Source organism: Legionella nigrisilvae (assembly GCF_977063395.2).
Map to the genome: position 1 here is coordinate 475027 of NZ_CDRUGZ020000027.1, position 25120 is coordinate 500146.

Genomic DNA, 25120 nt, shown 5'->3' on the forward strand with positions numbered 1-25120 from the left:
TAAATTTATAGTTTTTAAATAAATAGAATATTTTTATAACTATTGACAACCCATTGAAAACGATGATAAAAACATCACACCCAAACTAATTAGGCATAAAAATGAAAAAATTCTATACTTTTCTTCTCCTGGGGTTAGTAACGGGTTCATCCTTAGCAAATCCATGTATCAGTTCACAAAGAAGTTGTTTAAAGCTCAAAAATCAACACGCTCAATCAGCAAAAATTGAGTGTAACTGGTTGAATGAAGTGGCTTCTGCCGGTAGATCGCAGGGCTCCACTCAATTGGATTTAAGTTATGGTGATGGTCTTGGAGCTCCGGAACCTCGACAAGTTTCTTGCAAACTTACCATAGGACAAACCAAACAAAGCTTCGAATTTCATAATCCATATTGGGGTTCATTAATTGAATTTAGTTTGATCTCTGAACGGCAACTCGAAGTACACATTACAGATGGATGGAGCACGAGAGAAACACGATATGCATTTACTTGGTAATTACCCCCTTAGCTTGGGTGAAACGAAGTTCAGTTAGGGTTACAGCTTCCTTCACCGAAGCTAAAAAACATTAGTCCTAAGAGGATCTTGACGATAAAATTGAGTGAGTAAATCATAAATATCAGGATAGTACCGGTTGATTACTTCAGGTTTTTCAAAAAATAATTCAGAAAATACGGCAAAAAATTCAGCAGGTGAGGTAGCTGCATAGGGGTCAATTGGAATAGGATCCTCTTGCTGGATACGGCTTATCAGATTTTCATATCCCTTGTTGAATGCCTCAGCCCAGTGTTTCGCTGACATTCCTTTATGAAGTGGAGGAAATCCATTCGCCCTTCCATTTTGCATATCTAATTTATGGGCAAATTCATGAATTACCACATTACGCCCTCCTTTTCCACCATGATGTAATGCATCATCCCAAGAAATAATGACTGGCCCCTGCTGCCATGACTCACCACTTAAGTAGGATCTTCCTAAATGTTCTATACCAAACTCATCAATTGTTTTGCTTTCATGCGAGTAGGCGCCGGGATATATCACAACCGAAATCCAACCGTCATACCAATCGAAACCAAGATTCAAAATAGGGAGGCAGGCTTGTAGTGCAATAGTTAATTTCATAGCAAGTGTTATTTGCAGGTCTCCAACCGCTTCCAAGGATTTATAGTGAAGAAATAAAATTGCCAAACGCTTAAGCTTTATTTGTTCTTGCTCACTTAAACGTCGTAGTAACTGTAAGTTTTGAAATACGTCTTCCCATTGTTCGTCCCTGACAGGTGAATGACCTATGATGCGTTTGTACCGCCATCTTTTTAGCCAGTGAAACATTACTAGAACCTGGCTGGAACTAAGAAGATTAAAATTCCTTTTACAAGAATATCAAGGGATCGGCTGTTTACATAAAAATGAAGTATTGTATTAATTTTTTTCCTTAATTCTTTAGCCATATGATCCCTTATAACTTATTGTTCAATTATATTTTATGTATCACAAAAAACCGTGATCAATCTAAATTAGCATCTTATATCCATCTTCTCCAAGAGAATGATCCGCTACTAAATCAAAATTGACTCTCATATCTTGACTATTAAAATGTCCTGGATCATTGCGGCCCAAAACATAGCTAGTCAAATCAGAGTATTCAATTGGTTTATCATCAAATTGGAGCAGCTCTTTAATTGCAATAAATTTGGATTGATTTAATGCATTAACCAATGCAAGTCCAGAAGTAGTTGTACTGTAAAAACTATAACTGTAACGATCGCGTTGCAATGCAACTGCCAGAATATCTCTAAGGATATAACTCAGCTGTTCTTCATCGAATGCATCTTCGCCTTCGCGTTGAAGATCATTTCTTATTTTAAGTAATAACCCACCTTTTTCACCTTGTTTACTTGTATTGGTCATCTTACTGTTAATAAATTCGATCAAATCGACCAATACTGCGTTTGTTAAAGGGGTCTTTTTCCTTTCTAAATAAGGCCGCTCTGGCTCTACTTTTAAACAGAGTTCCCCTGGATCCTGGGATTCAGTATCGATAAGTTCACGATGGGTTTTATTTAAATATTTTGCTGAATTCGAGACTGTAATCTTCGATTGATCCTGAGAATGCAAGACTCTACTTTTAGGGATGATGGTGGCAATAATTTCAGCTAAAATACATTTCCATTTCGCTCCCTCTCGTTGAAATTCATTAATGATCTCGGACAGTTCTATATTCTCTCCGGATTTTACTATGCTCCCCACCCTATCCAAGAACTGATACATAATCGCTTTACTCAGTTTTCTGATTACAGGAATCACATCCACTCCATAACGTAGATGAACGGCATCATTTTCTTTATCAACATCCTGAAATGCTTTTAAATGCGCACCTAAAATAACTTCTTCTCTAACCTGACAATGTTGAGGATAAGTAGGTCTTATAGGAATATGGAATTTTGCAAGGATCTGATCGACAAAGTCTTCAGTGTCATCACCCACTTCAAGATAAGGATAGAGCGTTTCAACATAATTTAAATTTTTAGAATGAGATAAATCAATTGCGTTATTGGTTAAGGTATACTGAAAAACATCTAAAAAAGGAACATAAAATAAATTACCAGGTACAGGATCTAAAAGAAGCAAATTGGTTTCCAAATGAAAATGATCAATATGAGCTAACTTTATAGCTGCCATAATCGCAGCAATACCACCTCGACTTAAACCGATGCCATTAAATTTTACTTTATATCCATCTTTAATTAATCTTTTGATCACTTCGACTACTTGATCACTTTGTTTTTTAACTCCAGCACCGAATAAAAGCCCTTTCACTCCATAATCAACACCGCATCCATTAAAACCCATTTTAAAATGGGTAGCATCTTTATATTGTTCAACCTCCTGAGCAGAGGTAATGCGTACCCCCTTACAATCTTTCGATAAAACTTGATGCAAATGAGTATTCGGTTCTTCAATACTGTAGATTGTTCCTTCAAATATCGCGGTTAGAGTGATCTCTTTCATTAATTAAAACCTAATAAATACAGATTGTAAGGAACCGCATTCTAACAACATCAAGCATGATGGGCAATTAACAATCAAACAAAGAACTTTTTTTATCCAGTTGTTTTATTTTTATAAGTCTGATTTAATCCGCTATGTATTTTAAGTAGAAGCTGTGGATAAAAAGTAATCCTTGCGTTTATAAGATAAACGAATTTTTTGTACGTAATCAAGATCGAACTGTAACCTAGATAATGAATCAGCCACTCACTTTTTTAATAGATAAATTAAACAAACAACTCCATGAACTGGACTTAAATTTACATGCGGCGCAGTGTAAGAAGCAAGAGTTCGAACAACAAATCCAAAATATTGAAGAACAGATTGACCAAACACAAACTAACTCCCGTCTCGTTAATCCTGCAAGTGAAATCAATTGGCTTAACTTCATTATTCAACAGCAAGAAAAAAAAGAATCGATTACTTTGGATCTTAAAAATTACCGAGATGTAGAAAATAAATTAAAGGAGAAAATCAATCGAATTAAAATGGAATTAAACATGTTAACGAATTATTTGCATCGACAATCAACTAATGAGCAGAAAAGTTCATTAGTTTAATTTTTCTTAACTACTAATCCCTAATCGTTAAATAGACTTTACTTAAATGCATCGGAAAGCACACTCTTCTATATTAACTTCCGCCTTTACCTCATCATGCATTCCCGGCGCATCCACGACCTTTCCTGAAAATAATGCCTCTATTGAAGCAGCAGAACGAGTAACTACAGAAATTAAGCTATGAGGAACACTAAGAATTGCTAATAAAGCACTCACAGCAGCTGTAAAAAGGGCAACTCCAACAAACTGTACCATAAATCCCGTAAATTCTAGTGCGTCATCCCGGAGCGTCGGAGCATCAAATAAAGCACTGCCAGCGGCGACAAGCAAACCTCCAACGCAAATTACGGTAGAAAGGACTGAAGCATATACGGAAAATCCAGCAGTCACAACTCCAGAGAGCGGGTATATACCTGGAGCAATTAATTCACCGAGGAACTCATATCTATTTTTATACGGAGTGAAAAAACCAGGACGATCTCTGTATGTGTTAATTGCTCGATGGGCGATATCCTCAATGGTTTCACCCTCTAAAATGAAATTTATTTCTTTTTCGCCAATCAAATAAAACATAAATCTTCCACATTTCATGTGTCCATTATTTTTAAATAAAACCAAAGGGAGTTTTTATTGCAGTTTACTTTCTTGTACTTCAGTAGTAGTTTCCATATTGTTCATGCATTCTAGTACTTCAGCGCCCATAGAAGCAATACTACGAGTACCCAAAGTAATCAAAGCACAGGGAATGCTAAGAGCTGCAAGTAAAAGACTGGCTGATGCGACTAAAAGCGCATAGCCTGTTAAATATAAAAAAATAGAAGCAGCTTCAAATGCTGTATCCCAGAGTTCTGTATTTCCGAAGGCAGCAGCTCCAAGACCTAAAACCACCCCCCCAACGCAAATAAGTGGGGAAATAACACCTACAACAACCCCCATTATACCCAAAGCAGCAAACTCCAAGGGATGCACAACTGGAGCGAGCACACCGCCAAGAAACTCTTTATTGTCTTGATAGGGTTGAAAAAAACCAGGACGCTTTTTATAAAGCTCAATAAATCGTGCTCTTTCATAGGAAAAAAATGAAGAATCATCGGGATCGTTCATATCATTTAATAGATACCAGATATCATCTAAACTTATCATTCCCAGCATACAATCTCCCTCGCTTATTTTTTGCCCATGCTAAAGAGATGCCATGTGGATGTCAATCTATTATCTTCTTAGAACTGTCGTTATTTTCAAACTGAGGATGGAACAAATTCTTACTAAATTCCTTTAATAATCTCAATGCAGAACCTCATCCGATCGCTTTTTTATAAATATCACTTCACTCAAATAGGAATTAAGTTTTATGCTTTGGTGGCCGATGGGCAACCCAACCGCCCCCTAATGCTTTAACCAAACCAATGGCAGAAGCCATTTGCAAACCGTCTATTTGTGTTGCAGCCTGCGCAAGTGTAAGAGCGCTAATTTGCGCCGTAAGTACATTTATATAAGGGACAGTGCCCGCTTTATATTGGTTTTTTACCAGTTTAAGTACGTACAGCGCGTCTTTTGCTTCTTTATCTTGAACCCTACTTTGTTTTTCTAAAAAGCGTAAAGAAACCAGGTTATCTTCCACATCCTGGAATGCAGTTAGGACTACTTGACGATAGTTGGCAACTTGGGCCATATATTGTTCTTTGGCCCCCCTCACTCCTGCCGCCCGGTACCCTCCATCAAAAATAGTTTCTGCTAATTGCATCCCTGCTGACCAACTGATTGCGGGTTTATGAATTAATTGATGAAAACTATGACCAGCTGCGCTGACAGTTCCATTTAAGACTAAGTTGGGAAAATACGCCGCAACTGCAACTCCAATTAAGGCACTTGCTTGTTGCACCAACCGTTCAGCTTGGGCGATGTCCGGTCTGCGTTCGAGCCAAATGGAAGGCACCTCCAAAGGAATCACAGGCGGTTTTAATTTTATAATGGCAGGTTTTAATGAGAAATTAGCAGGCGGACGTCCCATTAATACAGCAATGGCATGTTCATATTGACCTCGTAAAATTCCATTATTAATTGCTGATGCTTGAGCTGATTCAAGTTGGATTTGTGCCTGAACCACATCAGCCCGCGATACAACACCTGATGCATATTGGTTTCGTGTAAATTGTAAGACCTTTCTATAAGTGGTTACTATGTCGTCTAAATATTTTTGAACTCGATCCAATGTGCGTAATTCAAAATAATACTGGGCCAAAGCACCTTGGGCTGATAAACGAGTCACACCAATCAACGCTTCATTGGATTGCGCAAAAGCAAGATCAGATTCAATTGTTCGGCGAACCAGTCCCCAAAGGTCAGGTTCCCAGCTTGCATTCAAAAATGAGGTATAAATTGTCGTGGTGGTTGCTACAGAGGCTATATTTGTTGTAGCAGTTCCCGTAGTACCAGAAGTACTAATAATTGAGGTACTTCCTCCTGCCTGTCTTTGTCGGAACAAACTAAATGCACCCACGACTGTTGGGTATAAATTGGCACGCGTTTGATCTACAATAGCAAGTGCTTGCCTGTAATTTGCCTCCGCATTCACAATATTTTGATTGAAATAATTCAACTGATTTTCCAACTCATTTAATACAGGATCATTGAAAATTTTCCACCATTCACCACGATTCATATTGTCATGGGGCTTGATGGGTTTCCAATTTTTGCGCTTTTGTCCTATTGCTTCTTTACCTTTGGCTTCTTTGAATTGTGTTGGAACTACAAGTTTCGGAGGCACATAATTGGGACCGACCATACAGGAACATATAAAAAAAGAAGATAGAATTAAACACTGTATCCTGAGAGCTTCCAGAGAATATCTATAGAGTGCTTTTAATCGATTATGATTGGCCATAGGCGCCTCGTAACTTAAGCCGGTTCATAAAATTTCGAAAACGTATGCCTGCATTGTCCATTGCTAAATAAATAACTGGTGTCGTGTACAGGGTTAATAATTGACTCATAATGAGCCCACCAACAATAGTTATACCTAATGGGCGACGAAGCTCTGAACCCACTCCAAAGCCAATAACCAGAGGCATAGCACCTAAAATAGCAGCCATTGTTGTCATCATGATAGGGCGAAAACGCAATAAAGCAGCTTCATAAATTGCTTCGCGTGAGGATTTATTTTCTAAGCGCTCCGTTTCTAATGCAAAATCAATCATCATAATGGCATTTTTTTTCACAATACCAATTAAAAGAATCATTCCAATCAAAGCAATAATGCTCAAATCGGACTTAAATAACAATAAAGCCAATAATGCGCCTACACCAGCTGAGGGTAAAGTAGACAAAATAGTTATTGGATGAATCAAACTTTCATACAGCATTCCCAGCACAATATAGACTGCTAAAATAGCAGTCATTATTAAATATTTCTCATTTGCAAATGATTCTTGAAACGCTTGTGCTGTCCCCTGAAACGTACCTCGCATGGTTGGCGGTAAATTCATTTTTTTGATTCCTGCACTAATTTGTTTCACTACTCCACCTAACGATACTCCAGGAATCAAATTAAATGAAAAGGTTGCCGCAGGGGCCAGACCTAGATGATTTACTGATAATAAGGTAGAACCAGTCTCAAAACTGGCAAATACCGATAATGGCACTTCCTCTCCCATTGACGACTTGACGTAAATTTCTTCCAATACAGCAGGATATTGCCAATATTTTGGAGCAACATTCATGACCACATAATATTGATTCATTGGCATATACATTACCGAGATCTGACTTTGCCCAAAAGCATAATACAGCACTCGATCAATCTGTTCTGGGGTAATCCCAAAACGCGATGCAGTGTCATGATCTACATTCACATAAGTTTGCAAGCCATGATTAAGCTGGTCATTATTTAAATCAGTAATTCCATGGATCTTTGCCAATTGCTCCATAATCCGTGGCGTCCAAGTAGCGAGATCGTTTAAATTATCAGAAGTTATCGTATATTGAAATTGAGCTGCCGTTTGTCGGCCACCTATTGTTAAATCCTGGGCAGCCTGCATATACAAAGTAGCACCAGTAATTAAAGATAATTTGCTACGCAATCGCTCGATTACCTGAGAGGTAGTTGGACTATTATTTTGGACAGGCTTAAGCGTAATAAAGACAGAGCCTGTATTTGCTGTATTATTACCCGGCCCACTACCAATAAAGGCACCCACATTAGCGACAGCCGAGTCTTTGCGAATTGCCGAGACAAATTGAATAAGTTTCTTCTGCATTGCTTGAAACGAAATATTTTGATCCGCCCGTAAAGATCCTGCGATTCGATCGGTATTTTGTTGAGGGAAAAATCCTCTAGGTATCGCCATAAACAAACTTGCAGTCAGTAAAACAGTTGCAAAAGTGAGAATTAACATGACTCGTGGGTGAAATAACGCCCAATGCAAACCCTTTGCATAATGCAAACGTACTTTTTCTGTAAAGCGCATAAAAAAGTTGCTTTTCGTTCCTTCATTCTCATGCAACAGTTTGGAACACATCATCGGTGTCAAGGTTAGGGAAACAACCAGGGAAGTCAAAATTGCTACCGAAAGGGTCACCACAAACTCACGAAATAAGCGTCCTACTATCCCACTCATAAGAAAAATGGGAATAAAAACGGCAATTAATGAAATACTAATCGACAACACTGTAAAACCAATTTCTTTTGATCCATCAAAAGCAGCTTGCAACGGCTTTTTTCCCATAGCGATATGACGAGAAATATTTTCCAGTACTACAACTGCATCATCGACAACAAAACCTGTAGAAATGGTTAAAGCCATCAACGATAAATTATCTAAGCTGTAATTTAATAATTTCATTACTGCAAAAGTACCAAGTAAAGATAAAGGAACTGCAATTCCAGGAATCATCATCGCCCGAAAACTTCCAAGAAAAAGATAAGTAACAAAAATTACTAAACACATCGCTATAAGTAGAGTAAGCTCCACATCATGTAATGAAGTACGAATTGAGGTGGTTCTATCCATTAAAATATTTAATTTAATATCCTTAGATATGGAAGCCTCCAGTTGGGGTAATATTTGTTTAACATGATCCACTGTTTTTATCACATTGGCCCCAGGTTGCTTAAATAAAACTAAAAGCACTGCGGGTTTCCCATTTGCCAGACCCGCAGTATGAACGTCAGCAACTGAATCAAATACATGGGCAATATCAGAAAGGCGTACTGGTTGATTATTGAAATAGCTAATAATAAGCGGTCCATAGTCGCTTGCCTTTTGTAGCTGATCATTACTACGGATTATGGAAACAGTATCATCATGAATCAATTGTCCTTTTGCCAAGTTCACGTTGGCATTATTAATTATTCCTGCAAGCTGGTTTAATCCAATTTTATATTTATTTAAAGCTGTAGGGTTAATTTCAACGCGAACTGCGGGCAATGAGCTCCCACCAACACCAACCTGCCCTACACCTTCAATCCGCAAAATCTTTTGTTGCAAAATAGTTGAAGCGACATCATACATCTGTCCTGGAGTATATTTATCCGATGTCAATGCAAGAATCATAATCGGCGCGTCAGCAGGATTTACTTTACGATAAGTAGGATTATTCGTTAAATTAGGGGGTAATTGACTTAAGGATGCATTAATTGCTGCTTGGATGTCTCGGGCAGCTCCATCAATATTACGGGATAGATCAAATTGTACGGTGATGCTGGCTTGTCCTAAAGTACTTGAGGAAGTCAGTTGAGTAACCCCTGCAATTCGCCCTATCTGACGCTCCAAAGGCGCTGCAACTGAGGTTGCCATAATTTCTGGACTACCTCCTGGTAATTGAGCTTGAACCATAATTGTTGGGAAATCAATTTGAGGTAACGGTGCCACAGGTAATAAATTAAATGCGAGAATTCCTGCGAAGCTTAATCCAAACGCTAATAAGATTGTGGCAATGGGTTTGTTAATGAATAAGGAGGATAAATTCACAATCCAGCCTCCGTAACACCTGGATTATGTTTACCATAACTCATTATCTTACGTGAGATACGATCAAATGTTAGATAAATAATCGGAGTCGTATATAAAGTAACTAACTGACTGACCATCAGCCCCCCAATTATCGCAATACCTAATGGACGTCGTAACTCACCACCTAGCCCATTACTAAATGCCAGAGGAATTGCCCCCAGCATAGAGGCCATTGTAGTCATCAAAATGGGTCTGAAACGTAATACAGCGGCTTCATAAATTGCATGTTCTGGTTTGAGTTTGTATTCACGTTCTTGTTCAAGCGCAAAGTCAATCATCATAATTGCATTTTTTAATACAATTCCAATCAATAAAATAATCGCAATCAAGGCAATGATACTCAGCTCATTGTTTGTTATATACAATGCAAGTAAAGCCCCCATCGAAGCTGAGGGTAAGGTTGATAAAATAGTTAGTGGATGGATGTAACTTTCATAGAGTACCCCTAATATAATGTAAACCACAACCACTGAAGCAATAACCAGCCACCCTTCATTAGCTAGGGATTTTTGAAAATTTTTTGTGGTTCCTTGAAAACCCGCTTCTACATTGAGAGGCATATTAAGACTATTTTTTATATCGTCAATCTGAGTCACTGCATCTCCTAAGGATGCATTATTTGCAAGATTGAACGAAAGCGTAGCAGAAGGGAATTGGTCTTTATGCGCAATAACTAAAGGACCAACAGTCTGCTTTAAACGAGCAAAAGTCTTAATTGGAACAGAGCCACTGGTTATCATCTCCGAAAAAGAATTATTATTTTGTGAAGTACTCGAGGAGCCGGAAGCGTTGGTAGAAGAATTAATTACAGAAGAATTAATATAAATATTGTCAAAAGCAATCGACTCTCTTTGCAGTGGGGGCAATACTTCCAATACAACCCGGTATTGGTTTCGTTGAGTAAACATAATAGATATTTGCCGCTGACCAAATGAATCATATAAAGTCTGGTCAATCGTCTGCATGGTAATACCCAGTCGGTATGCGGTATCGCGATCAATATCCAATAAGGTCACCAAACCTGTATTTTGTTGATCGGTATTGACCTCTTTTAAAATAGATAGTTGGCGCATTTTCTCTAACATTAACTGCGACCATTTAGTAACGTCCTCCCTATCAGGAGCGCTAATGCTGTATTGATATTGTGTGCGACTGGTTAATGTATCAATTGTTAAATCTTGTACCGGCTGCATGTATAAGGAAGCACCAATAACTTGATTCATTTTAGATTGCAAACGATTCATAACCTCGGTAACACCTGAACGTTGCTCAAAAGGTTTCAAATTAATCAAAATACGCCCGCTATTTAGCGTTATATTCGTACCATCAATACCAATAAAGGATGATACATTTTCAACAGCGGGATCAGAAAGCACTGCATGCACCAAAGCTTGTTGTCGAGTTGTCATTTCTTTAAATGAAACCGATTCAGAAGCTAGTGATATTCCTTGAATAATTCCTGTATCTTGAATGGGAAAAAATCCTTTAGGAATGAAATATAATAAAATGCCTGTGATTAATACAGTAATGAAAAAGACCAGTAAAATAAAAGGTTGGCGCGAAAGAACCCAATGAAGAGAAATTTTATATCGCTCAATAAGAGAATCGGACTGACGTTTAAGAAATCTCTCTAACTTATTGACTTTATTATTATTTTTTACATTTAACAGTCTAGAACAAAGCATAGGAGTCAGCGTTAACGAAACGAACGCTGAAATTGCAATAGTCATGGTTAAGGTCACTGCGAATTCACGAAATAATCGACCGACTATATCCCCCATAAATAATAAAGGAATCAGTACCGCAATCAGAGAAATAGATAAAGAAACAATAGTAAAGCCAATTTGCGCGGCTCCTTTATGAGCAGCATCCAAAGGTTCCTTTCCCATTTCGATATAGCGTATGATGTTTTCAATCATCACGATCGCATCATCAACTACAAAGCCTGCAGCAATGGTTAATCCCATCAAAGTAAGATTATTAAGACTAAACCCGAGTAAATACATTAAACCTAATGTGCCTACGAGTGCCAAGGGTACTGAAATACTTGGAATTATTGTCGCGGATAGTTTACGTAAAAAAAGGAAAATCACCATTACAACCAAGGCAACGGACAACAGTAATTCAAATTGAACATTTTCTACGGAAGAACGAATACTGGTCGTACGATCGGTAAGAATTTTGATATCCATTCCTGCCGGAATTGCCAAGCTCATTTGTTTCAATAGAGTTTTGACACGTTCGGCTACCTCAATGACATTTGCTGCGGGTTGGCGTTGGATATTGAGTATAATCGCCGGTTCTGTATCCATCCATGCTGCTTGCATTGTATTTTCTGTCCCATCAATAACATCAGCTACATCAGATAAACGAACGGGAGACCCATTCTGGTATGAAACAATTAAAGGACGATAATCTGCAGCAGACAAAAGCTGGTCATTGGAATTAATCGTATAGGCTAAGCGTGGGCCATCGAAATTTCCCTTAGCAGCATTCACATTGGAAGCTATAACGATAGAACGTACGTCTTCCATAGTTAATCCATACGCAGACAATGCATTTGGATTAGCTTGAATTCGTACCGCAGGTCGATGCCCGCCACCGATGCTTACCAACCCCACACCCGATAATTGAGAGATTTTAGGAACAAGACGTGTTTCTGCATAATCCTCTACTTGAGTTAATGGTAAAGTTCTTGCAGTCAAAGCCAAGGTTAGGATGGGTGTATCTGCCGGATTGACTTTACTGTAAACAGGAGGATTGGGAAGATCGATCGGCAAATAACTACTTGCAGCGTTTATCGCTTGTTGAACTTCTTGCTCTGCTACATCCAAACTCATATCCAAATTGAATTGCAAAGTTATAATGGATGACCCATTTGAGCTGTTTGAGGTCATTTGCTCCAAACCTGGCATTTGTCCGAATTGACGTTCAAGTGGGGCCGTAACGGTAGTGCTCATTACATCTGGACTTGCTCCAGGATAAAAAGTTGATACTTGAATTGTTGGATACTCCACGTCAGGGAGCGCTGAAATAGGTAAGAGTTTGTAAGAAAGAACGCCAGTCAGCAAAATAGCAAACATCAATAGTGAAGTGGCTATAGCTCTTGCAATAAAGGGGCCTGAAATACTCATGTGAGGTTATTCACCTTTAAACGATACTCGCTTTTTTGAACTGAGACACTTGCTGGATATTCTTTTTGGACCAAAACTTTGGACCCATTCATTAATTTATCGGCACCGTTTACCACTACTCGTTGATTGGGTAATAAACCATTTTTAATTACAGTATCATCACCAAGGGTAGGTCCCAGAGTTACCGTTTGAATTTTTACTGTATTATCCTCATTAATGACGTAAATAAAATCTTCTGTTGTAGTATGTTGAAGCGCAGCTGTGGGCACAACCGTCGCTTGGTGCAACGTCTCAACGAGTATTTTCACATTCACAAATTGGTTAGGGAATAATTTGTTTTTATGGTTATCAAATATCGCCCTAAGTCGTACGGTTCCTGTTGTCGTACTAATTTGGTTATCCAAAGCCAATAATTTTCCTGTGGCAAGTAAATGGTTTTGTTGTCTATCAAAAACGTTCACTTGCATCTCTTTACCACCATAGGCTTGGGGTGCAATAAGCGACACAAAATCTTCTGCTACAGGAAAAATTACCGTAACAGGATCATGAGTAGTGATCACTGCAATACCTTGGGTACTTGAAGTTTGAACAAAGTTCCCTGGATCTACCAAACGCAAACCGATTCGTCCCTCAATAGGCGAAGTAATATTGCAATAAATAAGGTTGACTTTAGTACTTTGAATGAGACCGAGGTCGGTTTTAACATTACCTTCATATTGCTCAACAAGTGACTCCTGAGTAGCTAATGTTTGTTGGGAAATCGAATCTTCTTTCCATAATTTTTGATAGCGTTTTAAATCAATTTTGGCATTCGCTAACAAAGCGGAATCCCGTTTGAGATCCCCTTCATATTGAGTGAGTAAGGCTTCATAAGGCCGCTGATCAATTTGGGCAAGTAACTGGCCCTTTTTAACCAATTGACCTTCCTTGAAGAGAACCTTCATTAATAAACCATTTATTTGGGTTTGAACCGTCACAGTATAAACAGGTGTTACTGTGCCCAGTGCCGCAATATAAATAGGTACATCTCGAGTTGTAGAAATTCCCGCAACAATTGGAATAGGTTGAGGACTAACAGTTTGTGTTTTTTTAGTAGAGATATAGAACCATAATACAGCAACTAAGGTGAGTAAAATGATGATTAAACCTAAGGAATTTTCTGCCGGGAACTGTTCTCGCCAACGTCCAGTAATCACCATTTTTTTATTCCGGGTAGGTGATTTTTCTCCTTCCATAAGTCCTACGTCCCTTCAGCAAAATAATGAAATTCATCATAACGAATTTTCATTTGGGTAGCAAAAAAATCTAGATGAACCACTGCAACTCTTGTTTTGATTAAAATGAGGTCAATTAATCAAGAAAAAAACCAAAATTGACACTATACTAATAAAAACATTTTCTGATTGTCATACTTAGTTACAAGGAGTGCTCTATGGAAATAAAAGCCTTTCAATTCCTTAGAAAAAAAGGATGGAGTTTGAAAGAATTTCCAGATCTTGATTCAGAGAACACCCTAGTGCTTATTTTTGCAGCCCCTGAGTTCATGGATTTTCAAGAGCCAATAATGAAGCTGGCTAACTTTTATTCTAAATCGAAAATCATCGGTTGCTCTACTGCTGGAGAAATTTTTGGTGATCATCTTTTTGACCACAGTATTACCGTGGCAGTAATCAAATTTGCTAAAACCTCTTTGAAAATTGCAAAAGCTGAGGTGAATAACGGTAAAGACTCTGAAAAAGCTGGCGAGCTCATTGCTGAACAGCTCAAAGCAGACGATCTGCACAGTATTTTTATTTTGTCCGATGGACTCAATGTAAATGGTTCCGAATTAGTTCAAGGATTAAATACAGTCAAAAGTCATCAAAAACTTGTCATTACCGGTGGCTTAGCAGGTGATGGCAGTCACTTCACAAAAACATGGGCAATTTTAAATAATAAAATAATGGACCATTATGCCGTTGCGGTTGGTTTTTATGGTGCGAATATTCATATTGGACATGCTTCTAAGGGAGGATGGGATATTTTTGGTCCGGTTCGTCGAATTACCCGGTCCGAATCCAATGTCTTATATGAGCTTGATTATCAACCCGCCTTACAACTATATAAAGAATATTTAGGTGAAAAAGCCTCTGAATTACCTTCTTCAGGATTACTTTATCCATTGGCTATTAATAATCCTCAGGCACATGATGATATCCAATTAGTGCGTACAATCCTTGCAGTTAATGAGAAAGAGCAATCCCTGACTTTTGCGGGGGATATTCCAATGGGATGGCATGCGCAATTAATGAGAGCAAACTTTGATCGATTAATTGATAGTGCTAATGAAGCAGGTCTGCTCGCAAATAAATTGATGCTCAATGATAACTTAGAACAACTAGGCCCCGTTTTGGCGATTGATATCAGTTGTGTAGGCAGGAGATTGCTTTTAGGAGAACGAACAGAAGAAGAAATTGAATCCACTCTGACTGCTCTACCAAAAGGTTCTACGCAAGTGGGGTTTTATTCATATGGGGAATTATCACCTTTTTCTGTTGGGAATTGTCAATTACATAACCAAACCATGACGATTACAACCATTTATGAGACATAAAAACTTAAGGCTAAAATAAGACAATATGGAAATTCATAAATTATTAAAACGACAACTTGAACACTCAAATATTGCTCAAGATAAAAAACCAGAATCGGATGAGCAATGGGAAATTTTTCTCCACCGCATCAATAATACGTATATAGAAGCGGATCAAGAGCGTTATTTGCATGAACGTTCTATAAAAATTTCTTCTCGAGAAATGATGAGCTTGAATGAAAAGCTAGAGTTTGCCCAACATATTGCAGGATTAGGATATTGGTCGTTTGATGGCAACACCGGGCACACCATCTGGTCAAGTGAATTATTCAATCTGTTTCAGTTAAATCCAATTAATAAACCTCCTTCTTTGCAGGAATTTCTAGAGTTAGTTCATGAACAAGATCGATTTGAGTTACTCCAAAAGGTAGAGTGTGCTTTAAACGATAGAATGGATTATGAATGTGAAATACGGGTAAGGAAGCCTGATGGAAATTATCACTGGTATAGAGCAATTGGCCGATGCCAAGAGGGAGAGAAACAGCTTGCTGGTATTGTTATTGATATTCATAAAAGTAAAATTGCCGAAGAAAAAATCAAAGAATTAAATCGAAAAATATCATCTACCGCCCGTCGTGCGGGAATGGCAGAGGTCGCTACAACCATTTTGCACAATATTGGAAATATTTTAAATAGCTCCAACGTTTCCATCACCTTATTAAAAAATAGCTTTAAACAAGATTATGATAAAAAATTATTAAAAATTACAGAGATGATGGAGAAAAACCAACTCAATTTAGCTGATTTTTTAACCCTGGATCCTAAAGGTAAAATTATCCCTGAATATCTATTAACTCTTGCTAAAATTATTTTGGAAGAAAATAAAAAAAATAGTATCGAAGTACATAATCTTCAGAATGATTTACAGCATATAAGTCAAATCGTAGATACCCAAAAATCGATTAGTGGGCTATCGAGTATGAATGAAAGAGTCTATCTTCCAGAATTGTTAGAAACAGCATTGAATATCACTATGAGCTCCTCAAAAAATGGGATTAAGATAATTAAAGAGTATCATCCAGCACCTTTAGTCATTGTTGATAAATCCAAGTTATTACAAATATTGATCAATCTAATTCAAAATGCCAAAGAATCGATCTTGGAAAACACGACTACTCCCATTAAAGAAATCAAATTGATAATACAAAAAACAGAAAAAAAATCAGTACAAGTTATTGTCAAGGATAATGGAGTTGGGATCAATGCAGATAATCTACAACGGATTTTTGCTTTTGGATTTACTACAAAACAAAATGGGCATGGTTTTGGATTACACAGTTCTGCACTATCAGCTCGTGATATGGGGGGGACTCTTTTAGCAGAGAGTAAAGGTGAAGGATATGGCGCGCAATTTGTATTGACTTTACCTATCCGGGACAGGTTAGATAAATAGGGAGAACTCATGAGTGAAATAGCACTAAATATTATGATCATTGATGATAATCCCTCAATTCATCAAGATTTTATTAAAGTCTTGACTGCTTCGAATACAAAGTCGGAACTTCGCCATTTAGAACAACAATTATTTGATGACGAGCCTTCTTTAAGCGGTTCCTATAACCCGGATATCGAATACTTTTTACCAAAATTTATTTTAAATACCGCGTGCCAGGGCAAAGAAGCAATTACCAAAATTAATGAGGATGTAGAAAAAGGGATACATTATGCCCTGGCCTTCGTCGATATAAGAATGCCTCCAGGATGGGATGGTATTGAAACCATTAAACATATGTGGGAGATTGATCCCGAGATTCAAGTGGTAATTTGTACTGCTTATTCGGATTACAGTTGGGAAGAAACCGTAAAAGAATTAGGAATGGGAGATAATTACCTGATTTTAAAAAAACCATTTGATGTAGTCGCGGTAAGACAACTCGCTTGTGCATTAACAAGAAAATGGATTTTGGCCAATAATGCAAAACATCATGAACAAATACTGCAGCAGACGGTTAAGAAACGTACAGAATCCTTGCAGCAATCATTATCTCTTTTAAGGTCCACGTTTGAATCTTCCGCAGATGGAATTTTAGTCATCGATTTAAATGACAAGTTAATCGATTGTAATTCCAAGTTTACCTCGATGTGGAATATTCCTAAATCCATGTTAGATACTAATGATGGTAGCATCTTTTTATATTATATGCTGAATCAGATTGCTGAGCCTGAAGAGTATTTAGCGGAGATCGAGCGTCTTAGAAAAAACATTGACGAAATCAGTAGAGTGATTATTACTTTCAAGAATGGCAAAATATTGGAGTGTTATACCCTTCCCCACAGATTAAACAAGAAAATCATCGGTCGTGTCTGGAGTTTTCGTGATATAACAGAACAAGCAAACCTTGAAAAACAGCTAAAATACCAAGCCCTGCATGATCCATTGACTAAATTACCTAACCGAGCCCTATTATTCGATCAAATACAAGCGAGTATTGATTATGCACGGAAACATGAACACCAATTTGCCATCCTGTATTTTGATTTAGATCGATTTAAATTAATTAATGACAGTTTGTCGCACGAAGTTGGCGATCAACTATTGCGTATGGTGGGGCAACGATGGTCTTCTCTAGTTAGGAAAGAAGATACCTTAGCGAGGATGGGTGGTGATGAGTTCGTCATGATTTGTCAGATATTTAAAAATGAGGATGTTAGTGTCATTGCTAACAAAATTATAGACTCCATGACAGAACCGTTCAAAATGGTAAAAAGAGATATAACTATTACTACCGCTGCCGGGATAAGTATTTATCCTAAAGATGGAAATACACCCAGTGATTTGTTAAAAAATGCTGATCTAGCAATGTATCAGGCCAAGAGATTGGGAGGAAATCAGTATGCTTTTTATGCTACTCAACTACATGAATATACTGATCAATGCTTTAAAATCGAAACCGATTTAAGGAAGGCCCTTAAGAATAAAGAGTTCTTTTTACTGTACCAACCTCAATTTAATGTTGATAACGAAAACATCTTGTCTGTAGAAGCCTTAATTCGTTGGAATCATCCAGAGAATGGATTGATGTTGCCAATCGATTTTATTCCTATAGCTGAAGAAACGGGTTTAATTATCCCTATAGGTGAGTGGATTATTAGTGAAGTGTGTCAGCAAATTAAAGCTTGGCATAGAAAAGGTCTGCCTTATATTCGCGTTGGCATTAATATTACTACTCGGCAATTACAACAGCCCAATTTTATCACGGTTGTAGAGAATATTTTAAAAGAACATTTACTTTCTCCGGAACATATAGAATTTGAAATTTCTGAAAATGTGATCATTACGCACAGAGACATTATAAAGACACTAAATCAACTCAAACAACTTGGTATTCGTATTTCATTAGATGATTTTGGGACAGGAAACTCCAGCATCAATTATCTAAAACAACTTCACATTGATTGTTTAAAGATTGATCAATCTTTTATCCAAAATATATCGGCGTCGCGTAGTGATGAAGTAATTATTGAAGCGATCATTTCTATGGCTCGAAGTTTTAATTTTAAGGTTCTTGCTGAGGGCGTTGAAAGTAAAAAACAATTAGATTTTTTAAAACAACAACGTTGTGACGAGGTCCAAGGCTTTCTTTTCAGTAAACCATTAACACCTACTGCGCTTGAGAAATTCATAAAGCATCATATTTAGGTGCATCACAGGATTTAGGGAAGAAATTATTCCATACTTAAATTTAAAGTCCCCAAACTTAGATAGAGCTTGGGGAAACAGTATAAAGATCTCGTAGATAAAGTCCTACTTTTTATTAAAGGCCTATCTAAATATGAGATCTTACTTCTGGTCTAATTTTCTGCCATTGATTCAATGGTGAGTTATCAGGCGTTGCCATTTTATCGACGGGTAAGTAAAACGTTTGTTCTAACAAATGCTGACCACTCAATGCTGCATGCGACACATGATCGGTAAAAACTATCCAAGTGCTTTTAGCAGGAAAATCAATTTGCATCTTCTCAACATTTGCCTGATAAACATCATCCAACTTCATTGTGTCATGTAAATGAAGCATATAATGATCATACGGGGGTCTTAAAGTTTTTGTTGCTTTGACCCACTTCAGCATTTTGGCTTTTATTTTACTGTACGGCGCAATTTTAGGTGCAAACCGATTAAGAACCTCTTCAAATGGTTCACCAAGATTCCAAACTCGAGGTTCTGTAGGATTGATATTACAAAAAACTCGTAAAATCCTTAAACCATGGACAGGACTTGCCGAAAAAGAATCCACATGCAAACGTGTATCATCTTTACGTTTTGAGGAAACACGACCATTAATTTCCGCAGGTCTAAAACTGGTCCTGCCCCATTGCAAATGAGATACGTAAGAAGGAAGAGCACTCTGAATTAAATGGTGGGCAAATTCTGCATAACCATGCATCATATCCCTGAGTTTAACCTCAAGATCGCCAATATCTTTATTATAAGCGCTTAACTTTTTATTACGAATATCATAACTTACATTTTTACGACTACCATCCAAGACATTTTCAGATAATAAAAGCGTGTCTACGGGAGTAAAAAAATATTCTGGGAAAAACAAGACCTTGCCTGCTTCTAATTGATTAACGCTCTTTTGATGATCGATTTGTTCTACGCTTTGTGTAAATAAATAGGAATTCATTATTTTACCTTAAATAATGTGTAATTTAGTAAAAATTTGAAGCTATATCGAATATAATTCAAAATCCAATTTTTACTTTTAGCTGCTGGATCATATCATGTCACTTTGCCCTTGTGGATCACAAAATAAATATGAATTGTGTTGTGGTTTATACCTTGAAAAACAACAGCACCCACAAACTCCAGAACAATTGATGCGATCACGCTATACAGCGTACAGTATGGGTAAAATTGATTACATCAAAAAAACAATGAAAGGAAAAGCTTTAGTAGGCTTTAATGAACTTCAAGCGGAGCAATGGGCTAAAAGCGTAACCTGGGTTAGTTTAGAAGTGTTGAATTCGAATATCCCGGATCCCAATATTGGTTATGTTGAATTTGCAGCACGTTATTCCGAAGATAACACAATAAAAATTATCCATGAGTTAAGTGAATTTCACAAAGAAAATGACCGTTGGTTTTATGTAAGTGGAGTACATAAGCAGGGGTTAGAAAAAACCAAAAAACCCAAAGTTGCCCGGAATGCACCCTGCCCCTGTGGTAGTGGAAAAAAATTTAAGAATTGTCATGCCAAATAACAATCAGAGTTAAAATTATGAATGGTCACTTAATGCTTAATATCTTCATCTTTCTTGCCGCGGCCAGCATTATGGTTCCTATTGCCAGCCGTTTCAAATTGGGCTCAGTTCTCGGTTACCTCACTGTAGGTATCCTTATTGGTCCTTTCGGATTCAAACTTATAGCAAACTCACAACAAATTATGAATTTTGGTGAATTTGGCGTGATTATGATGTTGTTTCTGATTGGATTGGAATTAGAACCAGTCATGTTATGGAAACTTCGCAAAATAATTGTGGGTTTAGGTGGTTTACAAGTACTCTTAACTACAAGTATCTTAACAGCCATTGGGCTCCTTATAGGCTTTGATTGGCGAGCAACTTTAGCAGTAAGTATGGCTTTGTCCCTGTCATCCACTGCTCTAGTTTTGCAGATACTTCAAGAAAAAAACTTGCTCAAAACCGCAGAAGGTGAAACCTCATTCGCTGTACTATTATTCCAAGATATTGCAGTAATCCCAATTCTAATTATTATTCCATTACTTGAACAACATGCAAATATAAAAATCAATATCCACGAAACCGCATTTATCATGAATCTCCCACGATGGATGCATGCAATTTTGGTAACGGGCGTGATTGGAGTAGTTATACTAGTGGGTCACTACTTATCTAGACATTTGTTTTCAATTATTGCTAAAACCAATCTACGCGAAGTATTTACCGCATTTTCGCTAGCTTTAGTAGTAGGTGTGACTTTATTAATGGAATCTATAGGGGTCTCTCCTGCTTTAGGCGCCTTTATTGCAGGTGTAGTGTTAGCTAACTCTCAATATAAACATGCAGTGGATGCTGATATTCAACCTTTTAAAGGCATTTTACTGGGATTATTCTTTATCTCTGTAGGGATGGGGATGAATTTCTCCCTTTTTTCTAATAAAGCCATGCTGATTATTATGGCTGTACTTTCTTTAATTACCTGTAAAGCAATTATCTTGTATATATTGGGACGTTTTTTTGATTTAACAAAATTGCAAAGCTTGGGTTTTGCGTTTGCCCTATCTCAAGGAAGTGAATTTGCTTTCGTACTTTTTGAATATGCAGGGGTGACCAAAGTAATCAGTCAAGAAAGTGCCGCTTTTTGCACTCTAGTTGTTGCATTATCTATGCTTGCGACTCCTTTTTTAATGCTTTTTTATCATCGATTTGTGATACCCAAATTTATGAGCTTTTTACCGGAACGAGAATACGACTCGTTTAATGAAAAAAATGGGATTATTCTTGCAGGTTATGGACGTTTTGGGCAAATTATAGGGCGCCTGCTTAACGGTGAAAATATAAAAATGACCGTATTGGAAAAAAATCCAGAACAAATTGAGCTGCTCAGAAAATTCGGTTATGTCGGATATTTCGGGGATGCAAGCCGATTGGATATGTTAAAAAGCGCGGGGGCCGAACATGCAAAACTTCTGATAGTCGCCGTGGGAAATGTAGAGGCTAATTTAAAAATTGTGAAGTTAGCCAAACAACATTTTCCCCATTTAAAGATTTATGCCAGAGCTCGTAATCGACGCCATGCTTTTGAATTACATCGAGTAGGTGTGGATTATTTTATTAGAGAATTATTTGATTCTTCTCTGAGTATGACCAAAGAGATTATGAAATTCTTAGGATATAATCAGGAGGACATTCAAAAAAAAGCAACAGCCTTCAAAGAACACGATGAAACTACATTAGTTCAATCCTTTGATTTTTTTGAAAAAGAAAGCGATTTAATCAGTTTCTCACGCCAAGCGAAAGGTGAATTAGAACGGATTTTACAATCGAATTAACAGACACGTTTGTTTACCTATGTTCCCGGTCTTACGCAGTGGAATTAAGGGTACAAATGACTATGGAGTATTAACGACCCATGATCAATCTTCAGCAAATTTCTGTAGAAACTTTTCTTAGTGAATATTGGCAAAAAAAACCTCTAATAATTCGCAATGCTTTCCCGGACTTTATTAATCCCTTATCTCCCGATGAGTTGGCTGGTCTGGCTCTGGAAGAAGATGTTGAAAGTCGGTTGGTTTTAGAAACACCCAATGAAAAACCGTATTGGCATTTAAAACGGGGTCCGTTCTCAGAACATGATTTCAATACTCTCCCGCCAACACATTGGACTTTGCTCGTACAAGGGGTTGATCGATTAATTCCTGAAGTTTATTCCTTGCTTGAACATTTTGATTTTATCCCACAATGGCGGATCGACGATATCATGATTAGTTATGCTGCACTTCAAGGGAGTGTTGGACCTCACTACGATAATTATGATGTTTTTTTATATCAAGGCGTGGGTAGACGAGAATGGTTACTTACCACTAAAAAATGCAATACTCATAATTATCTCAAAGATCTCGAACTTCGTATTATGGAGCAATTTGATGTCGAAGAACGTATTGTTCTCGAAGAAGGCGATATGTTGTATCTTCCTCCCCATGTGGGACATCATGGCATTTCACTGACCCAGGATTGCATGACCTATTCTTTTGGTTTTCGCAGTTATCAAGGACAAGAATTATTGGAAAGTCTTAGTGAGTACTTAGCGGAAAAAGGTACATTCAAAACTTTATATCAAGATCCCAACTGGTCTCATTTGCGCAATACTTCTGAAATCACTCGCCCGGCCTGGAACAATGCGCAAAGATTGTTACAACAATTAATCAGTGATGAACACATTATGAAATCATGGTTTGGATGCTTTGCAACACAGTTGGATCTACAAGCAGAGCATCAATTACCTTTGCCATTAGAAGAAGATGAATTAATTGATTTACCAAGTTTTATTAACGAATTAAACACAGGATTAGATCTCTTTAGAGATGCCTCGTGTCGCTTTGCTTATCAAAGTGCGGATGAGCAATCCGAATATCAACTCTATATTAACGGCTGTGAGTGGGAAATAACGGGTGTATCACATGATTTACTTAGCTATGTGGCAAATCATCGTTACTTAACCCATCAAGTACTTGCAGTATATTTAAATACTACACAAAATCAAATATTTATTTATAATTTATGGAAATTGCAATGGCTACAAATTGCAGAGCATTAGAAATTAATAACCTTTTTTCTCAATCCATAATAGTGAGAAAAAACGTTAGAAAACTTGAATAAAAATTGGTTAAACTTAAAATCGTAGAGTATAGTTAATATACATACTATAACAAGGATAGGTAATGAAAAAAATAATACTGGCCGTAATTCTAGTGTGTTCAACTGGGTTCTTAGTCAACTGTTCTAACGGTAACGCATGTTGCGGAACTTGTGCGAGTGATTGTGGGGGCTGCGGTGGTTGCAATGGAAGTTGGTATTAAAATTATCTGATCACTACAGTATGTGTCGTAATCCGGAGGCTCTTGCTTAGTTCCGGTTTACGACTGCGCCATCTTTCAGGTAGCCAGCATTTTACGAGGATGCTTATACTAGGGTCTAAAACCAAGCTACCCGACATCTTCACTGCGTCGTATGAACTCAAACTTTAATGAGCCCAAATTAATTTTATGGCTGAATAAAGTAATAAGTGCACCTGTCAATACCAATACCACTCCCACACCCCCCCATAGGCTCACTTTTTCACCTAAGAGGAATACTCCAAAAATGACCACAAACACGGGTTCTAGAACTGACAAAATGGAAGCTTTTTCTGAGCTGATGTATTTCAGACTGTACAACAACAAAATAATGGGAGCTACCGTTGCAATAATTGAAATTCCAAAGAGATGGTACCAAACATCTATTGATGAAGGGATTGTAAAGGAATGATTAAAAAGTGAAAAAAATAAACTGGTTACCATGCATCCCAAACAAACCATAAAGGTAGACATATTTGGAGAGAGCTCGTTTCGTTTACTGCCAATCACGTAACAAGCATAAAAAAAAGCTGAAGCAACGCCTAACAAAATACCCCACAAGTTAAAAGACAATGCATCGAAGTCCACCATAAGCACCATACCCATTAAAATTACTAGAATAGCGAAATAGTAAACACGTCGAATAGACTGCTCATAAAAGAAATAATTCAGCAACATAATCAGTACTGGGTAGGTAAAAAAGATAACCATTGCCAATCCAGAACCTATATATTGAGATGCTAAAAAGTAAAGCCAAGTTGATATGCCGTAAAAAAAAGCACCTGTTAAAAAGGCAATCCCCATATTTTTGTAAGAATCGGTCGTTTTTTTTATTTTGAGCAGCATTATAAGCAAAATAATCATGCTGGAAATTAAAAAGCGCCAAAATAGCATTGTGCTGGCAGATAGATTGCCATTAATCGCACTCAAACCAAAATAACCTATAAAACCGTATAGGAAACCGGATAAAATGGCATAGATAGAACCGCGATATTCTTGATTTATCATTTTGATACTGCCTGAAGACTAACTTAAAAAGCAGGTTAGATTATTTCCAACCAGAAAGCATGAAGGTTCATTTACCTACATAAAAATATAAAAAAGTAGTGTATCATTTTTTCAACATAATATCATGTTGAAAACAAATAATACATAAT

At 37.4% G+C, this 25120-nt stretch carries 18 protein-coding genes; 8 read left to right on the plus strand and 10 right to left on the minus strand.

Annotated elements, in window-relative coordinates:
* Window positions 1–101 precede the first annotated feature (101 nt).
* Window positions 102–497 (plus strand): hypothetical protein, encoded by a 396-nt coding sequence (locus ACWTE2_RS19405; protein ID WP_454783952.1) that lies wholly within the window; start codon window positions 102–104, stop codon window positions 495–497.
* A gap of 60 nt (window positions 498–557) precedes the next feature.
* On the opposite strand, the gene ACWTE2_RS19410 is transcribed toward ACWTE2_RS19405, so the two are convergent.
* Window positions 558–1328 (minus strand): M90 family metallopeptidase, encoded by a 771-nt coding sequence (locus ACWTE2_RS19410; protein WP_454783953.1) that lies wholly within the window; start codon window positions 1326–1328, stop codon window positions 558–560.
* A 180-nt stretch (window positions 1329–1508) separates the two neighbouring features.
* Entirely contained in the window at window positions 1509–3008 is a 1500-nt protein-coding gene (locus ACWTE2_RS19415) for a hypothetical protein (RefSeq protein WP_454783954.1), read from the minus strand.
* Between the two features lie 233 nt (window positions 3009–3241).
* Between ACWTE2_RS19415 and ACWTE2_RS19420 the strand changes: the two genes are divergently transcribed.
* Window positions 3242–3607, plus strand: a complete 366-nt coding sequence (locus ACWTE2_RS19420; RefSeq protein ID WP_454783955.1) for a hypothetical protein — start codon at window positions 3242–3244, stop codon at window positions 3605–3607.
* 42 nt (window positions 3608–3649) lie between these two features.
* Here the strand turns inward: ACWTE2_RS19420 and ACWTE2_RS19425 are convergent, their stop codons facing one another.
* The 6 genes from ACWTE2_RS19425 to ACWTE2_RS19450 form a co-directional block, all read right to left on the minus strand.
* Window positions 3650–4180 (minus strand): hypothetical protein, encoded by a 531-nt coding sequence (locus ACWTE2_RS19425; RefSeq protein ID WP_454783956.1) that lies wholly within the window; start codon window positions 4178–4180, stop codon window positions 3650–3652.
* A 54-nt stretch (window positions 4181–4234) separates the two neighbouring features.
* Window positions 4235–4759: a hypothetical protein gene (locus ACWTE2_RS19430; RefSeq protein WP_454783957.1), complete on the minus strand. Its 525-nt coding sequence runs from the start codon at window positions 4757–4759 to the stop codon at window positions 4235–4237.
* A gap of 190 nt (window positions 4760–4949) precedes the next feature.
* Window positions 4950–6449: an efflux transporter outer membrane subunit gene (locus ACWTE2_RS19435; protein WP_454784428.1), complete on the minus strand. Its 1500-nt coding sequence runs from the start codon at window positions 6447–6449 to the stop codon at window positions 4950–4952.
* Between the two features lie 28 nt (window positions 6450–6477).
* Window positions 6478–9576, minus strand: a complete 3099-nt coding sequence (locus tag ACWTE2_RS19440) for an efflux RND transporter permease subunit (protein WP_454783958.1) — start codon at window positions 9574–9576, stop codon at window positions 6478–6480.
* Window positions 9573–12752: an efflux RND transporter permease subunit gene (locus ACWTE2_RS19445; protein ID WP_454783959.1), complete on the minus strand. Its 3180-nt coding sequence runs from the start codon at window positions 12750–12752 to the stop codon at window positions 9573–9575. The genes ACWTE2_RS19440 and ACWTE2_RS19445 overlap by 4 nt, the downstream gene beginning before the upstream one ends.
* A complete protein-coding gene (locus ACWTE2_RS19450; protein WP_454783960.1) occupies window positions 12749–13987 on the minus strand; it encodes an efflux RND transporter periplasmic adaptor subunit in 1239 nt (412 codons plus the stop codon). The genes ACWTE2_RS19445 and ACWTE2_RS19450 overlap by 4 nt, the downstream gene beginning before the upstream one ends.
* 197 nt (window positions 13988–14184) lie before the next feature.
* Between ACWTE2_RS19450 and ACWTE2_RS19455 the strand changes: the two genes are divergently transcribed.
* From ACWTE2_RS19455 to ACWTE2_RS19465, 3 genes are read left to right on the plus strand one after another with little or no spacing between them, the layout of a single operon-like run.
* Window positions 14185–15345, plus strand: a complete 1161-nt coding sequence (locus ACWTE2_RS19455) for an FIST signal transduction protein (protein ID WP_454783961.1) — start codon at window positions 14185–14187, stop codon at window positions 15343–15345.
* Between the two features lie 25 nt (window positions 15346–15370).
* Window positions 15371–16777, plus strand: a complete 1407-nt coding sequence (locus tag ACWTE2_RS19460) for a sensor histidine kinase (protein WP_454783962.1) — start codon at window positions 15371–15373, stop codon at window positions 16775–16777.
* Between the two features lie 9 nt (window positions 16778–16786).
* Complete coding sequence (locus tag ACWTE2_RS19465) at window positions 16787–19024, plus strand: EAL domain-containing protein (RefSeq protein ID WP_454783963.1); 2238 nt, start codon at window positions 16787–16789, stop codon at window positions 19022–19024.
* A 127-nt stretch (window positions 19025–19151) separates the two neighbouring features.
* Here the strand turns inward: ACWTE2_RS19465 and kdoO are convergent, their stop codons facing one another.
* The gene (kdoO, locus tag ACWTE2_RS19470; RefSeq protein WP_454783964.1) at window positions 19152–20012 is read right to left on the minus strand and encodes a Kdo hydroxylase KdoO; all 861 of its coding nucleotides are present in this window, start codon (window positions 20010–20012) and stop codon (window positions 19152–19154) included.
* A gap of 97 nt (window positions 20013–20109) precedes the next feature.
* Between kdoO and ACWTE2_RS19475 the strand changes: the two genes are divergently transcribed.
* The 3 genes from ACWTE2_RS19475 to ACWTE2_RS19485 all read left to right on the plus strand — a co-directional run bounded on the left by ACWTE2_RS19475 (window position 20110) and on the right by ACWTE2_RS19485 (window position 23665).
* Entirely contained in the window at window positions 20110–20589 is a 480-nt protein-coding gene (locus ACWTE2_RS19475) for a YchJ family protein (protein ID WP_182390944.1), read from the plus strand.
* Between the two features lie 17 nt (window positions 20590–20606).
* Window positions 20607–22400 carry a monovalent cation:proton antiporter-2 (CPA2) family protein gene (locus ACWTE2_RS19480; RefSeq protein ID WP_454783965.1) on the plus strand — a complete coding sequence of 598 codons (1794 nt, stop codon included), beginning with the start codon at window positions 20607–20609 and terminating at the stop codon, window positions 22398–22400.
* A gap of 80 nt (window positions 22401–22480) precedes the next feature.
* Window positions 22481–23665, plus strand: a complete 1185-nt coding sequence (locus tag ACWTE2_RS19485) for a JmjC domain-containing protein (RefSeq protein WP_454783966.1) — start codon at window positions 22481–22483, stop codon at window positions 23663–23665.
* Window positions 23666–24053: 388 nt separating this feature from the next.
* Here ACWTE2_RS19485 and ACWTE2_RS19490 read toward each other — a convergent pair whose 3' ends face one another.
* Window positions 24054–24971 carry a DMT family transporter gene (locus tag ACWTE2_RS19490; RefSeq protein WP_454783967.1) on the minus strand — a complete coding sequence of 306 codons (918 nt, stop codon included), beginning with the start codon at window positions 24969–24971 and terminating at the stop codon, window positions 24054–24056.
* Between the last annotated feature and the right edge of the window lie 149 nt (window positions 24972–25120).

Bases quoted from the DNA above. Each gene is read 5' to 3' on its own strand.
- ACWTE2_RS19405 (WP_454783952.1), top strand. From the start codon at position 102: ATGAAAAAATTCTATACTTTTCTTCTCCTGGGGTTAGTAACGGGTTCA.
- ACWTE2_RS19410 (WP_454783953.1), bottom strand. From the start codon at position 1,328: ATGTTTCACTGGCTAAAAAGATGGCGGTACAAACGCATCATAGGTCAT.
- ACWTE2_RS19415 (WP_454783954.1), bottom strand. From the start codon at position 3,008: ATGAAAGAGATCACTCTAACCGCGATATTTGAAGGAACAATCTACAGT.
- ACWTE2_RS19420 (WP_454783955.1), top strand. From the start codon at position 3,242: ATGAATCAGCCACTCACTTTTTTAATAGATAAATTAAACAAACAACTC.
- ACWTE2_RS19425 (WP_454783956.1), bottom strand. From the start codon at position 4,180: ATGTTTTATTTGATTGGCGAAAAAGAAATAAATTTCATTTTAGAGGGT.
- ACWTE2_RS19430 (WP_454783957.1), bottom strand. From the start codon at position 4,759: ATGCTGGGAATGATAAGTTTAGATGATATCTGGTATCTATTAAATGAT.
- ACWTE2_RS19445 (WP_454783959.1), bottom strand. From the start codon at position 12,752: ATGAGTATTTCAGGCCCCTTTATTGCAAGAGCTATAGCCACTTCACTA.
- ACWTE2_RS19450 (WP_454783960.1), bottom strand. From the start codon at position 13,987: ATGGAAGGAGAAAAATCACCTACCCGGAATAAAAAAATGGTGATTACT.
- ACWTE2_RS19455 (WP_454783961.1), top strand. From the start codon at position 14,185: ATGGAAATAAAAGCCTTTCAATTCCTTAGAAAAAAAGGATGGAGTTTG.
- ACWTE2_RS19460 (WP_454783962.1), top strand. From the start codon at position 15,371: ATGGAAATTCATAAATTATTAAAACGACAACTTGAACACTCAAATATT.
- ACWTE2_RS19465 (WP_454783963.1), top strand. From the start codon at position 16,787: ATGAGTGAAATAGCACTAAATATTATGATCATTGATGATAATCCCTCA.
- kdoO (WP_454783964.1), bottom strand. From the start codon at position 20,012: ATGAATTCCTATTTATTTACACAAAGCGTAGAACAAATCGATCATCAA.
- ACWTE2_RS19475 (WP_182390944.1), top strand. From the start codon at position 20,110: ATGTCACTTTGCCCTTGTGGATCACAAAATAAATATGAATTGTGTTGT.
- ACWTE2_RS19480 (WP_454783965.1), top strand. From the start codon at position 20,607: ATGAATGGTCACTTAATGCTTAATATCTTCATCTTTCTTGCCGCGGCC.
- ACWTE2_RS19485 (WP_454783966.1), top strand. From the start codon at position 22,481: ATGATCAATCTTCAGCAAATTTCTGTAGAAACTTTTCTTAGTGAATAT.
- ACWTE2_RS19490 (WP_454783967.1), bottom strand. From the start codon at position 24,971: ATGATAAATCAAGAATATCGCGGTTCTATCTATGCCATTTTATCCGGT.